Origin of the sequence: Oceanisphaera sp. W20_SRM_FM3, assembly GCF_052119705.1 — a bacterium.
Lineage (GTDB): Bacteria > Pseudomonadota > Gammaproteobacteria > Enterobacterales > Aeromonadaceae > Oceanimonas.
In genome coordinates this window covers 17,881-31,721 of record NZ_JBGQOP010000002.1, presented here as the reverse complement: position 1 = coordinate 31,721, position 13,841 = coordinate 17,881, and the positions used below count along the sequence as shown (strand labels likewise).

Below are 13,841 nucleotides of genomic sequence, written 5' to 3'. Positions count from 1 at the left end.
ACCCAACCCATGACGCAACGCAGTATTACCGTGATCCCAGGTGACGGTATTGGCCCCAGCATAGTGGCGGCCGCCATCCGTATTTTAGACGCAGCAGGCTGTAATTTTAGTTATGACTACGCCGACGCCGGTTTGGTGGCGCTAGAAAAACACGGCGAGCTGCTGCCTCAAGGTACTTTAGACTCAATAGCCCACAACAAAATCGCCCTCAAAGGCCCGCTCACCACCCCCATTGGCGGCGGCTTTAGCTCGGTCAATGTAGCACTGCGCAAATACTTTAATCTTTACGCCAACTTACGCCCCGTAGTGTCGTTTGAGGGCACCCATAGCCGTTATGAAAATATCGACATTATTACCATTCGCGAAAATACCGAGGGCATGTATTCGGGCATAGGCCAAACCCGCGCCAGTGATAACAACAGTGGCGAAGCCACTAGCGTCATTACCCGCGCCGGCGCCGAGCACATTAGCGAATTTGCCTATCAACTGGCGGTTAAAGAAGGTCGAAAAAAAGTCACCATAGTACACAAGGCCAACATCTTAAAATCCACCTCCGGCTTATTTTTAGACGTGGCGCGCGAAGTAGCACAGCGCTACCCGCAAATAGAAACCAACGAGATGATAGTGGATGCGGTATGCATGAACTTGGTCATGTACCCTGAGCGCTTCGATGTAATAGTGACCACCAACTTATTTGGCGATATTATCTCAGATCTGTGCGCCGGCTTAGTGGGCGGTTTAGGCATGGCACCGGGCGCCAATATTGGTAAAGATGTGGCCATTTTTGAAGCGGTACACGGCTCGGCGCCCGATATCGCAGGCCAAAATATTGCCAATCCTTGCTCGGTAATTTTAGCGTCCATTCAAATGCTAGAGCACCTCAGTGGTCAAGATAACAGCATGCAAGAGAAGGCCGAACGTATTCGCAACGCCATGCGCAACACCATTAAACAGGGCCACACCCTGACTCGTGATTTAGGCGGCTCCGCCAGCACCACCGAATTTACCGACGCTATTATTAGCAATTTGTAATTGGCGCTAAGTGTCGCACCAAGTTAACATCGCCATCATGTATTAAAAGGGCCAAACGGCCCTTTTTTTATTGCTTAAAAAAAATTTCATAAATATCCGCGTATAGCAACCCCCGACGGCTATGCTTAGTTACGAGTAGGAGATTGTTAATTGCATAAGAGTTAATTGCATAAGAGAGGTAGGACTATGGATAGTCGACTCGCACCGCAGCCGCTCGTTTTTTGTCTACTATTTCTGTTGTTCATGGTGCCTTGCCTCGCCTATAACGAACAGGCTCCGCGTACCAAAGCGCCGCCCCTCACCAAGTTTGCGCTTCAATCGCGATTAAGTGGCCCTGCTAATGCCAATCCAGCGCCACTCCCGGCCAGTAAGCCAGTAACCCAACTAGCAACACCCGAATCAGTGCCCGCCCCAGCATCGTTTCTCGCCTCGCCCGTCAGTTTAACTGGGCTGAATACGCTATCATTCACACCCCAGCAAATGTTATTAAACCGCTCAGATTTATTTGCGTTACTGCCCAGCCGTTATCAAATACATATCGAACTGACTCCTAGCGGCCCCGCTAATAGCGGCAATCCCAGACTCAGTGCCTACTCCAACTTTCAGCTGTCACCCCAAAGCTCATTAGGACTGTCACTCAAGAACTTAAGCCCTCGCTTAAAGTTCGACCGTCCCGGCCTGCAAACCGAGCTGAAGTTTCGCGGTGATGGCATTAAACTCAATTTTCGGCCCACAGCCATCAGCAATCAACTCGAGATAGACGTTAAAATCACCGATGACGAGTCACGGTTGGATTTGACCTATCGGTATTGAGGTGCTTGAGGCGTGAGGCGTGAGGCGTGAGGCGTGAGGCGTGAGGAAAATATAACCACAAACTAACTATAAGCCCCATAAAAAAACACCGAGCCTATTACCGACTCGGTGCTTTTATGTTTAGTTTAGCTTGGCTTTGGGCTGTTAGAACTGGATTTTACACTTCACCCTTGACGCCTCACCCTGCACATCTTCTATTCTTTTGGCACTAATTTCGCCACTTTATAGGGACGATACACGTGCACGGTAATTTCTTCACGGTCATGATATAGCTGCTTGGCTTGAATATGAAAGCCACCTAGCGCTTCTAACTTAGCTCGCAGCTGCTGCAGGTTATGTATGGCTTCGGCATAGCGTTTTTTCATCGGCAATTTAAGGTTAAAAATCGCCTCTTGGCAGTTTTCTTCCAGCAACCACTCAGCCATGATGGACACCACCCGCGCTGGCTTTTCCACCATATCCGATACCAACCAATAGGTATTTTGGCGCGCCGGGCGCCAGCTAAACGCATCATCTTTATAATGCTTCACCTGCCCCGTATCCATCAGTTTGGCATCCATGGGATTATTGTCGATGGCGGTCACCATCATATCTCTAGAGACTAACTGATGGGTCCAACCGCCAGGAGCGGCACACAAGTCCACGGCGCGCATGCCAGAGGTTAAGCGCAGCTCCCACTCATGGCGCGGAATAAACACATGAAAGGCTTCTTCCAATTTTAAGCTGGAGCGACTCGGTGAGTCCGAGGCAAAGCGTAAGCGCGGTATGCCCATGTGAAACGGCGAGTTATTAAACGAATAGGAATAGCCTAACAGCGCATGGTTATTGGCCAGAAAAAACAGGTGCAATACCGGTCTATTGGTCATCTCGTTACGGGTCAACAAGCCTTTTCCGCGTAGGGCTTGGCGCATCGGCACGGTAAATTTACGGCAAAATTTAGACAGCTCTTTACCGTCATTCGTATCTGGGGTTTCGACGCGAATATCACCGCACAGCTCCATGCCTTCGGCCGCGTCCAGCAACGGCGAGATGCGATCGTCCAACGGCAAGTCTTTGACTTCGGCATGCACCACCAGCATTTGACGGGCAAAAATCAGCTCACGATACGACAGCTTACGTGCCATTAAGTCCGCATCGTCCTCGCCAAAGCATTCGTAAATTACAAAGCCACTGTCGTCCTTGGTACGGGCAAAGCCGGGGCAGCCAAACTCGCCTGCCTTGTCCTGAATTTCCGCTGCCGCCTCTTTCTCAAACCCAGGGCGACAATATATTAATAACTGTTTCATCAAGACCTCAACCAAGTGCGACCGGCCAGCAACAGGCTCAACCATCCCGCCATAAAACAAACACCACCCAGTGGTGTCATAAAACCTATCCCCTTGGTGCCCAACAGCACCAAAGCATAAATACTGCCGCTAAATAACAGCGTGCCCAGTGTAAAGAAAATTACCGCCCATTGCAGAGCTTTTACGGGGTTCACCCGCAGTGCCAGCACTAAAAATAGCAGTGCCAAGGCATGAAAAAATTGATACTGCACACCGGTATTAAAAGACGCGACTAAGGTCGGCGCCACACCTGTGGCCGCCAAACCATGAGCACCGTACGCGCCCAAAACGGTGGCGGTGAGACCGAAAAAGGCGGACGCATAAAAGCCAAATTTAGTGAGCAAGAATAAAACTCCTTATGGTGGCCACTATGGCGGCAATATTATTATCCAGCGAGGTGCCGGACGCCTTGCGTGGACTAAAGCTGTGATCGCCATCTGTCACCCACATCGTTTGTATCTTGGGTGACAGCGCATAACCTAATACCGTTTCTTTATTACCAAACGCATCTCGCTCTCCTTGTACCAGCAAACTAGGCGTGGTTAAGGTTGCTAAGTGTTCGCCCCTATATTGCTGCGGCTTATTCGGCGGCGTAAACGGAAAGCCCAGCATGATCAGTCCCGCAGGACTCAAGGCATCAGTTTCCAGCTCATTCTCTCGCTCGTTAACGACTAAGGAGGCCATGCGTCCACCCAGAGATTTACCGGCTAAAAATAAGCGCGGATGGGCAAACTCATGCATCATTTCTTGCCAACAGGCGATTAACGCCGGCGCGCGATCGGGAGGGCGACGTCGACCATCAGCTCGCGTCTTTTGCATAAAGGGAAATTCAAAGCGGATCACCTGAATATGCGCGTCGGCTAACCCGACCGCAAGGCTTGCCATCACCGCATTATCCATGCCTGCACCGGCGCCATGAGCGAACAACACTCGATTTGGCGCGTCATTAGCGCCATTAATTAATACCTGACTCATCACCACAAACCTATGCTCGCCTTGAGGATGTTAACTGCCCTCTGGTCTTAGCCTACGCCCTTTGGCGCAAATACTGGGCGCGATTATAAGTGCCAAGGCCACTACAAGCCAGCATCCGCGCCCTAAAGCGCGTAATTAACGGCGGTACTCATAGTGCTAGCAGTTCATTTTTACGCTCGGTCTCTGTTACACTAATGCCGTTATATCCCTCTTTTTTATTCAGGCTTCCCATGATCAAGATCCCTCCCGTTTCCATGCTCGACTGGCTGATTGTTATTGTGGTCGCCGCTGTTTCATTTCTGATACTCATAGCGGCATTAAAACGCATCTGGCGTGGACCACTTAAGCCCCTTTATCAACAAAAACTCTTATTTAGCCGAGAAGCCATCCAGGGCTTGCGCTTAATCGATGAGGCCGTAGGTAGCCAATTACGCGTGTTCGCCAACGTCAGCTTAGCGGAGTTTATGATGCTAAATCCGTCGCTGCAAAAATCCCAACGCGAGCAAGCCTTGCATCAGTTATACGGTGAAACCGTGGATTTTATATTGTGCTCTCCACAAGACTTGAAAATTCGCGTTGTCATTGTGTTAAGCGACGACAGCATGCGCAAAAAAGAGCTGCGCAAACAGCAACAATTGTGGCAAGCGCTGCAAGCTGCAGGCTTGCCCATGGTTGAAATATCACCAAAAGCCTTGCCGAGTGTCAGCACCTTGCGCGCAGATATTTTAACGGCCTGCAAGGCCCCTGCTCCCGCCAATTCATCTGTGCTCAACAAGACAGCGTCTAGCCGCGTAGAGCCGGTGATCAGCGTCATCGACGACAACAGTGTGCTTGAACAAGATGACAAAGAGCCAGTCATAAAACTATCCGCTAACGATTAAGCGGAGCTTGGGGAGCGATAAACATTAGCTTATCTTTTATTTATCCCCAAATTTCACTGATTTGCGTGTCTGGCTGATAATGATGGGCGATTTGCGCTTGCAGCAACTCGGCGGTGGCCAAGGCATCCGTTAGCGCATGGTGAGGCTGATAAAATGGCAGATGATAGCGGTCTCGGCTGTCGGCTAAGCGTATAGAGGCAGGCTGTGCCCGGCGAAAATGTGCGAGCTGTTTCAATAGCCCAAACAGACCTAGCGGCTTATTTCGGTGCAGGCGAGCTTCTAGCTCCATGGTATCGACCACCGGAAATACAATACCTTCGTTTAATCTTGCCTGCAGTGCCGCCGCTAAAAATCCGCGCTCTATCGCCTTATGATGTACCACCACCACGCTGCCTGCTAATGCCGCCAATAACTCATCCAGTACTAGTAATAAATCCGGTGCGGTTTGCACTTCGGAATGCGTAATACCGTGGATCACTACCGCGTCATCAGACATCGGCTTATGCGGATTGACAATCCAATGTTTGGCGTCTTTACAGCGCACTCGCTGCACATCAAAGGGTACTAAACCAATGCTCACGATGGCATCTTTTTTCGAATTAAGGCCGGTGGTTTCAAAATCCATGGCCACAAAGGGTACCTGTGACAGTGGCGTATTGGCGCTAATAGTACCGGCACGATAAAAACGCTCCAGCCGGTAATCTCGCGCTTGTCGTGCGCGCTCGTTAAACAGCTCGGGCCATGCTGGCAGCTCGTCTTGACGCTCTATGTCTTGGGGACGCAGATAAAACATGGTGCGATTAGCTCCGATTGGGCTGATAACGAAACTTCATGAACTTTTGTGCATGACTTAAAATTTGAAAGGCATCTTTCAGATTGCGCCGTTCAAAGTCTGACAAGTTTTCTGGCTCAATATTATTATCTGGCTCGTTACCCGCCTCTAGATCAAACGCCTGATGGCGAATCCGCACTGTGGCAATAAATTCCATGGCATCGCGTAAATCCGGCCCCCGGCCTTTGGGTAAAATATTTGACTCAATCACATCATTTAAACGATCGAATGAGTTATGTGCCTTAGAGCCCACCGCTAGCGCATGCACTCGAATAAGATCCGCCAAGGGAGCGGTGCCACGGCGTTTCAGATTAATGGAGTTATTGTGTTTGCCGTCTTGCTCCATCACAAACTCTTTAAAAAAGCCCAGCGGCGGCGTGCGGCCCAAAGCATTGCGCGCCATGCAGGCTAAAAATCGCGGGCTACGCTGTGCTTGGCGTGAAATAAGTGCATTAAGCTGATCGGCCCATTGGGTTTCACCATAGACGCCATCGAGGTCGAAAAAGATGGAGCTATTCAGTAACGACTGAGGATTAGGGTTGGCAATCCAATCGCTAAAACACTGCTCCCATTGGCTGCGTGTTTTTTGCCATTGCACATTAGTGGCCATAATGCCGCCGGTGCAATAGCTATAACCACATAGCGCCAAGCCATCGCACACCCGCTTCGACAAGTCGGCAAAATAAGCGCCATGGGCGGCAGCGTCATAACGGTTATCGAGAATAATAGCGTTATCCTGATCGGTCACAATTAACTGCTCGTCACGGGCCATAGAGCCCAGTGCCAAGAAACAATAAGGCACAGGTGGCGGCCCTAATTCTTGCTCGGCCAGCTCGAGCAGCCGTTGCTTAAAGCTGCGACCAATGCCCGCCATGGCGGTGCCAATCATCTGAGAGTTAGCATCTTCATTCACCATACGCACGAAGCAGGCTTTAACATCGTCGGCGATGGCCGCCAGCTCCTCGGTATTTTGTGCCTTAAAAATATGGCGTACTACAAAAAGATTATTGCGCGACTCATGGCGCATCACATCCGACAGCGCAATCACCCCCAGGGGTTTACCTTTATGTAAAATCGGCAAATGATGCAGGTTGTAGCGTAACATCATCAGCATGGCCTCAAACACGAACTGGCCACTTTCTAGCGCCAGCACATCTGCAGACATCACCTCGGCCACCCCCGTATCGGCAGACAAACCCACAGCCAATACTCGAGCCCGTAAATCCCGATCCGTTAAAATACCCGCTAGGCTGTCATTTTGCTCAGGGTCCGACAGCACTAAAATAGACGACACCCCCTCAGCAGTCATTTTTTGCGCCGCCTCTAACACAGTGGCCGACAAGGCAATGGTCACGGGTTCCCGCGAAATTAGCTCGCGCACCGTTGAGGTTAATAGCTCATCACCGCCCTCTTGGCGCGAGACCGCTTGGCGTAATCGGGCCTTGTCTTCTACTTCCACATAATCGGCAAATGACTCATGGCCTTCATAGAGCGCATTAAACACCGCTTCTGGTAGGCAATAGACCAAGGTGTCTTCGAGCGCTGTGGCCGACATGCGCACCTTGTTGTTCATCAACAGGCCCATTTGGCCGAACAAACTGCCCTCACTCAAGCGATTATGTAACTCGCCACTGCGCCTGTGCATCTCCACGGCACCGCTGCGGATCAAGTACAAATCATGCACTAAGTCACCGTAATTTAAGATAACTGTGCCAGCTCGGTAATAGGCAATCTCTACCTGCTGAGCAATCGACGCCAACACCTCATCTGCTAAAGAATTAAAAGGTGGGAAACGACGAATAAACCCTAATATTTCCAGCTGTTCAGCCTGCATAGCACTGCTCACTTGTTGAAGGTAGAAAGAGTGAAGGGGAAAGAGCGAAGTGAACGACACTAACCCTATTTTTGCCACGGACCGCACGGAAGAACACGGAAAAATAGTGATCAAATCTGAAAGTGATCTTATGGGTAAGAGCCAAACACCCCAGCCTGAACGAGGGGAGCCCTTACCCTATAAATCACTTGTCGCTCGTCGCACCTGAACTATGTCCGTGAGTTCCGAACTTTTTCCGTGGCAAAAAACAGCGCTGGCGCTAGTTCGACAAAAAAGGGCAAAGCGCAGGGTGTTAGGGTTAACCCTGCACACGTTACGCTTCACCCTTTACCTTTCTTATTCAGTCCGCTTTATCTGGGTTCTGACATAAGCCCTTTAATCAAGGAAATACACGACACCACTAACACTATGGCAAACGGAAATCCGGTTGAAACCGCCATGGCTTGTAGCGCAGCCAAGCCGCCCCCCAGCATAAGTGCAATGGCCACTAAGCCTTCAAAACCACACCAGAATACCCGCTGTGGCTTAGGTGAATTCACCTTACCGCCAGAGGCGATAGTATCGATCACCAAGGAGCCTGAATCAGATGAAGTCACAAAGAACACCACCACCAAAATAATACCGATGAAGGAAGTAATCTGTGCCAATGGCAAGGCATCCAACATAGTAAATAACTGTAATGGCATAGCCGCATCCGCTGCCGCCTGATAACCCTCATTCACCAGCTGGTTAATCGCTGTGCTACCAAAAGCCGTCATCCACAAGATACAAGCAGTAGAGGGCACTAACAGTACCGACACCAAGAATTCACGCACAGTACGGCCACGGGATACTCGCGCAATAAACATGCCGACAAAGGGGGACCAAGAAATCCACCACGCCCAATAAAAGGCGGTCCACCCTTGTGTGAAGTTGGCGTCTTCGCGGTCAAAGGGCATGGCAAGCGCCGGTAGGTGCTCAAAATAAGACACTAAATTAGTGAAGAAGCCGCTCAATATCAGCAGTGTCGGGCCCACAATGATCACAAATATTAGCAATAAGGCCGCTAACGCCATGTTGATTTCAGACAAGCGCTTGACACCGGCATCTAGCCCCGCCATCACAGAAATAGTCGCGATACCGGTGATCAAGATAACCAATATAATTTCGGTAGTGGTGCCCAACGGAATATCGAACAAGTAATTCAAGCCCGCACTGGCTTGTGACGCACCAAAGCCCAGTGAGGTTGCTAGGCCAAACATGGTGGCAATAACCGCCAGCGTATCAATTAAATGTCCAGGCCAGCCCCACACTCGCTCACCCAGCAGCGGATAAAACACCGAACGCATGGTCAGTGGCAATCCCTTGTTAAAGGAAAATATCGCCAATCCCAGTGCTAACACAGCATAAATAGCCCACGGATGCAGTCCCCAGTGAAAAATAGTGGCTGCCATGCCTAAGTCGGTGGACGCTGCTATATCCCCTACCGCGCCACCTAAAGGTGCCCAGTCGGTGCGCACACCGTTTTCCACTGTAATGCCGGCAAACGAGGTACCAAAATGAGAGAGCGGCTCAGACACCCCATAATACATCAGGCCTATGCCCATACCGGCGGCAAACAACATAGAAAACCAACCGACATAGGTAAAATCTGGCGTCGCTTTAGTGCCACCAATGCGTACTCGGCCCAAGGGCGAAACAATCAGCCCTAAGCACACCAACACAAAAATATTACCCACGCTTAAAAAGAACCAATCTAGATTAGCCGTTAGCCAGCCACGTAACTCCACAAACAAAGGCGAAACTTGGTTCTGAAAAGCCAAGGTAAGAAACACAAAAGCCACAATCGCCAAACCGGAGATCATAAAAACTCGGTTATGAATATCTAGCCCAAACGGCCCTATCTGTAGCGCTATATTATCTTGTCCAACCTGATAGTCGGTATCGATGGGATTCACTTTACCTTGCGGTGCAATCACATCTTTATTGTCTTTATCTGTCATGTCAGACCTCTTGTGCGCTTAAAATACTCTGGTTGTCGCTACACATTTAATAGCGACATTTGGCTCTAATGTAGCATAAAAAATCACATAAAAATTTAGTAACTGCTTTTCAAGCAGAGCTGATCATAACAAGAAAGCGACTTTGATTAGTCTGATTGCTGTACTTAGAATAGTCTAAGTGCCTCATTGGGATGTAAATTTAGCATCACCCAATATATGCCTTATCTGCCATCGCCTAAGCCTTTAGTAAGAGCTGCATCGCTTGTGCATAAGACTGCCGCTCTTGCTGTGCATACAGGGTAAAAGGATCGATGACGGCACACCCAAGCGCTTGTTCAAACTGAATTTGGCTATTTGATGGCTCCTCTTGGCCATTGAAGGGCATAATTTGCGCAATATCTGCTTTTGCGGTTGGCACTGAAGGTTTATTTGCACCTAAATTAGACTGAAAGATCCCCGCCGCACTCACCGGCAAAAAGTCCTCATAGGTCAGTGGCGCAGCACTCAATAGCCCTTGTTCGAGCAGCTGTTCTTTATCCGGCAAGGTCTCGGCCAAATAACGACCACGCGCCGCCTCCCCAGCAGACGTTAATTGATAATGAAAAAAAGCCAGCCCTTGGCGGCGCAGTGTGGCTTCATCATCCGTAAAAGCACTAAAAATGGCAGCCAATTGGCGCTGACGCGCCACATTATCAAGCTCGGCCTTAGACTCATCTGCCTTGGTCAGAAGCGCATCGTAAAGCGCTCTGCCTTTAGCGGTGAGTGCCGCTCCACGTTGCTCAATTTCACCAAAGCGTGCGCTGTGCGCGCCCACTTGCCCATCGGCAAACACTATCGACTCAACTTGCGCCTTAAAGCTGGTCTGGCGTAATAAAATAGGGCAATGGCGCTGGGGTGGCCCTTCGATCAGCGCTTTAGCAACCATGCCCATTTGTGGCATACGCAATTGCGCCTCATCAATATCTAAGGTACGCGGCGTTAAGTGATTAATGTGCGGGCCGTTAAAACACACCACATCCGCGATTAACGGATGAGCTTGGTGTAATTCCTGATAAGTAGCTAAATCCACAGTAGCCGTGGCATGCCAGCGAAAGGTTTCTAGGGCTTCAATGACAAACTCGCGGGCTTGTGGCTCAGTTAAACCGCCTTGGCGGTCAAAATCACGGATAAGCGCCCGCAATCTGGGGGTAAAAATATCGCGCTTGGCTAAGTTTGCGGCCGCTTGCTCACGCAAAGCCAGGTTTTCAATCAGCTCTAAGCGCAGCAGCGAGGTAAAGATACGAAAGGGATTACGTGCCAGTGCCGAGGGTTCTGTCGGGCGAAAGGCCGTGGAGTGCACAGGTACGCCCGCCACCGCCAAGTCGTAATAACCCACCGCCTGCATGCCCAACACCGCAAACAAGCGACGCATCATACCTAGCTCCGCCGCCGTGCCCAGCCGAATAGCGCCATGGCGCTCCACATTAAGGCGCGCCAATTCACCATTCATCTTGAGTTGCTCGGCCAACGCGGGCTGCTTGGCAAGCGTGGCCTGATTCACCTCAGCCACCAGCTTTAGCAAGGTGGCGTATTGTGGCACTTCCGCTTGATACATGGCGGACATGGCACTGGAAAACAGGTCACGTATATGGTCTGTGGTGACATATGCCGTTAGCTGAGTGTTCATGCTCTGCCTCCTTCAATACGACCAGACTCGCTATCGGCTTAATCTGCCAGCAAGAGATAACCGCCTAAACCAAGACCTTGCTGCGCATCCGGGATACGGCTACAACAAAACTGCAACCTCGCATTTGCTAGCCCCTTTATCCATCACCCTTTGCCGTTAAGCACCGCATCTATATCTGCCGCACTGTGGCGCTCACTCACACCCAGCCCCGCCTGCGCCGAGGTGCGATTAACGATGCGCCCTCTTTGCACAGCCGGGCGTGCGGCTATGTCTTTGGCCCAGCGCTGCACATGCACATAACTGTCTGTATCAAGAAATTCAGCTGCATCATAGGTTTCACCCAACACCAAACAGCCATACCAAGGCCAAATGGCGATATCGGCGATGCTGTATTCGTTGCCGCCGATATAGGCATGTTGAGCCAACTGCTTATCCAGCACATCAAGCTGACGCTTGGCTTCCATGGTGAAGCGATTAATGGCGTACTCTATTTTTACCGGCGCATAAGCATAAAAATGACCAAAGCCGCCACCCAAATACGGCGCCGAGCCCTGCAGCCAAAACAGCCAATTTAAGACTTCGGTGCGCGCTGCTATCTCTTTAGGCAAGAGTCGACCAAATTTTTCCGCCAAGTAAAGCAAAATATGACCGGACTCAAATATCCGCTGCGGCGCATCATGTGAGCAGTCCAGCAGCGCCGGAATTTTCGAGTTAGGGTTAACGGCCACAAAGCCGCTGGAGAATTGGTCACCCTCACCAATATTGATCAAGTGGGCGTCGTACTCGGCACCGCGCTCGCCTAATGCCAACAGCTCTTCCAACATTATGGTGACTTTTTGGCCATTAGGCGTACCCAGAGAATAAAGCTGCAGTGGATGCTCGCCTTTAGGTAGCACTTTTTCGTGGGTCGCACCGGACACGGGTCTATTGATTTGTGACCACTTTCCCTCATCCGCTGGGGGTAATTGCCAGACCTTAGGTGGTAAATACTCGTGGCTCATACTTGCTCCTGTATATGCGTTAAAAATAACATTTAAGCCATCTTGCCACGCAATTATCAAACTACAAGGTAAGCGCTCAGTGACGGAGCTTATGTAGACTGGCTATATGCTTGCCGCAATATTTTCAATATCTTACTTACAGCGCTTAACACCCAAGGCATCGGTTTGACAACGACTGCCATCACTGCCTCGTGTTACCCCTAACGAGTCGGTGCGCCAGCTATTCCCCTTATTATCTCGGGTTACGCCTAAGGAGTCTGTGCGATACACAGAGCCATCGCTGCCCCGCGTTACCCCTAACGAGTCGGTGCGCCAACTGTTACCCTGATTATCTCGGGTCACGCCTAAAGAATCGGTGCGAAACACAGAGTCATCACTGCAACGCGTCACGCCCAAAGAATCCGTTCGACAGCTCACTCCCGCTTGTGCATGGGCAGGAACGGCAAGCACGCTCAACCACAACAAGCCGCATACCCTCAACCACTTAGTCATCATTTACCTCACACAGTATTACCACAGACTGTCACAGCTTAGGCTTAGTTTAGTGGCACTTGGCTTACCAGCGCACAATGTACTTATTTGTGCCAATGCTAAAGGCAGATTAGGTAAGCCAGTGGTATAAGCCCACACTGCTAGCTATGGGCATAAAGACCAGTACCAGCAGCAAACCTAAACAACCAGAGCCATTACTTGTCTTACTAATGGAACTATTAGATTCTGGCTGGGTGGCGCTTTTGGGCTTGTTTCTCAACCATTGACTATGGCAAGCCTTGCAGTAAAGCTGTGTAAAACCTGACTTCCAGGCCGCCAGCGTTCTGGCATCATACTCGGCCACGGCTCGACATCCCCGACAATTAAAATGTCGTTCTTTCGGTTTTTTCTGCCTATTCAAGAGCAAGACAGCCACGACGGCTGGCAGACCAAAATACCAGATACTGACAATATCTTGCGTAAGATAATATTGATAACCGACAACCCCAAGTGAGACCAGAGTCATGAGTATTAACAAATAATCAAGCGCGCTTTTTTGTGGCGGCTCAGTCTTAATCACTCCCGGCGTCGTGGCGACCGCCGCATTTTGCAGCTCACCCACAATAACATTGGTCGCTCTTAATCTATGCTGTGCATCGCGGCTAGCCTCATAGAAAACGGGCTCACCCACTGTAGGCCTTTGCGAAGCGTTTTTAACACTCGATATATGAAAAAACAGCTGCTCAGAGCCATCATTAGGCTGAATAAAACCAAAACCCTTATCGTCTTTCCACTGACAAATTTTGCCTTGCATAGTCTTTCAATACTCTGTTGGCTTGGTGATGAGGTCGTTCAATTATATTCAACTACAGAAGCTGAGTCGCTACCAAGCTGATGATAAACAACATATTACCAAGCAAGGCAGGGGAACTTAAGCGCGAATCTGATATTTAAGTATTCTTGCTTTATTAACCGTGTGACTGGAGACAAGTATCTTTTGATGCGTAAATGATAATATTAAACGCATCT

13 protein-coding genes are annotated in these 13,841 nt (G+C 50.0%); 3 read left to right on the top strand and 10 right to left on the bottom strand.

What is annotated here, in order from left to right; genetic code table 11:
* The first annotated feature begins 9 nt into the window (after positions 1-9).
* Both ACEN2G_RS01470 and ACEN2G_RS01465 read left to right on the top strand, forming a co-directional pair.
* Positions 10-1,032: an isocitrate dehydrogenase gene (locus tag ACEN2G_RS01470; RefSeq protein ID WP_442019691.1), complete on the top strand. Its 1,023-nt coding sequence runs from the start codon at positions 10-12 to the stop codon at positions 1,030-1,032.
* A gap of 186 nt (positions 1,033-1,218) precedes the next feature.
* Positions 1,219-1,845 (top strand): hypothetical protein, encoded by a 627-nt coding sequence (locus tag ACEN2G_RS01465; protein WP_442019690.1) that lies wholly within the window; start codon positions 1,219-1,221, stop codon positions 1,843-1,845.
* Between the two features lie 194 nt (positions 1,846-2,039).
* Here ACEN2G_RS01465 and rlmM read toward each other — a convergent pair whose 3' ends face one another.
* From rlmM to ACEN2G_RS01450, 3 genes are read right to left on the bottom strand one after another with little or no spacing between them, the layout of a single operon-like run.
* The gene (gene rlmM / locus ACEN2G_RS01460; protein ID WP_442019689.1) at positions 2,040-3,131 is read right to left on the bottom strand and encodes a 23S rRNA (cytidine(2498)-2'-O)-methyltransferase RlmM; all 1,092 of its coding nucleotides are present in this window, start codon (positions 3,129-3,131) and stop codon (positions 2,040-2,042) included.
* On the bottom strand, positions 3,131-3,514 hold the full coding sequence (locus ACEN2G_RS01455) for a DUF423 domain-containing protein (RefSeq protein ID WP_442019688.1): 384 nt from the start codon (positions 3,512-3,514) through the stop codon (positions 3,131-3,133). The genes rlmM and ACEN2G_RS01455 overlap by 1 nt, the downstream gene beginning before the upstream one ends.
* On the bottom strand, positions 3,504-4,145 hold the full coding sequence (locus ACEN2G_RS01450) for an alpha/beta family hydrolase (RefSeq protein ID WP_442019687.1): 642 nt from the start codon (positions 4,143-4,145) through the stop codon (positions 3,504-3,506). The genes ACEN2G_RS01455 and ACEN2G_RS01450 overlap by 11 nt, the downstream gene beginning before the upstream one ends.
* 230 nt (positions 4,146-4,375) lie before the next feature.
* On the opposite strand from ACEN2G_RS01450, the gene ACEN2G_RS01445 reads away from it, so the two are divergent.
* Complete coding sequence (locus ACEN2G_RS01445; protein WP_442019686.1) at positions 4,376-5,026, top strand: DUF2726 domain-containing protein; 651 nt, start codon at positions 4,376-4,378, stop codon at positions 5,024-5,026.
* Positions 5,027-5,066: 40 nt separating this feature from the next.
* Here ACEN2G_RS01445 and ACEN2G_RS01440 read toward each other — a convergent pair whose 3' ends face one another.
* The 7 genes from ACEN2G_RS01440 to ACEN2G_RS01410 form a co-directional block, all read right to left on the bottom strand.
* Positions 5,067-5,819 carry a 3'-5' exonuclease gene (locus ACEN2G_RS01440; RefSeq protein WP_442019685.1) on the bottom strand — a complete coding sequence of 251 codons (753 nt, stop codon included), beginning with the start codon at positions 5,817-5,819 and terminating at the stop codon, positions 5,067-5,069.
* 7 nt (positions 5,820-5,826) lie between these two features.
* A complete protein-coding gene (locus tag ACEN2G_RS01435) occupies positions 5,827-7,692 on the bottom strand; it encodes a DUF294 nucleotidyltransferase-like domain-containing protein (protein ID WP_442019684.1) in 1,866 nt (621 codons plus the stop codon).
* 350 nt (positions 7,693-8,042) lie between these two features.
* Positions 8,043-9,674, bottom strand: a complete 1,632-nt coding sequence (locus ACEN2G_RS01430; RefSeq protein ID WP_442019683.1) for a BCCT family transporter — start codon at positions 9,672-9,674, stop codon at positions 8,043-8,045.
* A 235-nt stretch (positions 9,675-9,909) separates the two neighbouring features.
* Positions 9,910-11,340, bottom strand: coding sequence for a 2-oxoadipate dioxygenase/decarboxylase HglS (gene hglS, locus ACEN2G_RS01425; RefSeq protein ID WP_442019682.1), 1,431 nt, complete (start codon positions 11,338-11,340; stop codon positions 9,910-9,912).
* 143 nt (positions 11,341-11,483) lie between these two features.
* Positions 11,484-12,341, bottom strand: coding sequence for a glutathione-dependent disulfide-bond oxidoreductase (gene yghU, locus ACEN2G_RS01420; protein WP_442019681.1), 858 nt, complete (start codon positions 12,339-12,341; stop codon positions 11,484-11,486).
* 132 nt (positions 12,342-12,473) lie between these two features.
* Positions 12,474-12,833, bottom strand: coding sequence for a hypothetical protein (locus ACEN2G_RS01415; RefSeq protein WP_442019680.1), 360 nt, complete (start codon positions 12,831-12,833; stop codon positions 12,474-12,476).
* Positions 12,834-12,942: 109 nt separating this feature from the next.
* A complete protein-coding gene (locus tag ACEN2G_RS01410; RefSeq protein WP_442019679.1) occupies positions 12,943-13,626 on the bottom strand; it encodes a cold shock domain-containing protein in 684 nt (227 codons plus the stop codon).
* Positions 13,627-13,841: the final 215 nt, after the last annotated feature.

Bases quoted from the DNA above. Each gene is read 5' to 3' on its own strand.
- ACEN2G_RS01470 (WP_442019691.1), top strand. From the start codon at position 10: ATGACGCAACGCAGTATTACCGTGATCCCAGGTGACGGTATTGGCCCC.
- ACEN2G_RS01465 (WP_442019690.1), top strand. From the start codon at position 1,219: ATGGATAGTCGACTCGCACCGCAGCCGCTCGTTTTTTGTCTACTATTT.
- rlmM (WP_442019689.1), bottom strand. From the start codon at position 3,131: ATGAAACAGTTATTAATATATTGTCGCCCTGGGTTTGAGAAAGAGGCG.
- ACEN2G_RS01450 (WP_442019687.1), bottom strand. From the start codon at position 4,145: ATGAGTCAGGTATTAATTAATGGCGCTAATGACGCGCCAAATCGAGTG.
- ACEN2G_RS01445 (WP_442019686.1), top strand. From the start codon at position 4,376: ATGATCAAGATCCCTCCCGTTTCCATGCTCGACTGGCTGATTGTTATT.
- ACEN2G_RS01440 (WP_442019685.1), bottom strand. From the start codon at position 5,819: ATGTTTTATCTGCGTCCCCAAGACATAGAGCGTCAAGACGAGCTGCCA.
- ACEN2G_RS01435 (WP_442019684.1), bottom strand. From the start codon at position 7,692: ATGCAGGCTGAACAGCTGGAAATATTAGGGTTTATTCGTCGTTTCCCA.
- ACEN2G_RS01430 (WP_442019683.1), bottom strand. From the start codon at position 9,674: ATGACAGATAAAGACAATAAAGATGTGATTGCACCGCAAGGTAAAGTG.
- hglS (WP_442019682.1), bottom strand. From the start codon at position 11,340: ATGAACACTCAGCTAACGGCATATGTCACCACAGACCATATACGTGAC.
- yghU (WP_442019681.1), bottom strand. From the start codon at position 12,341: ATGAGCCACGAGTATTTACCACCTAAGGTCTGGCAATTACCCCCAGCG.
- ACEN2G_RS01415 (WP_442019680.1), bottom strand. From the start codon at position 12,833: ATGACTAAGTGGTTGAGGGTATGCGGCTTGTTGTGGTTGAGCGTGCTT.
- ACEN2G_RS01410 (WP_442019679.1), bottom strand. From the start codon at position 13,626: ATGCAAGGCAAAATTTGTCAGTGGAAAGACGATAAGGGTTTTGGTTTT.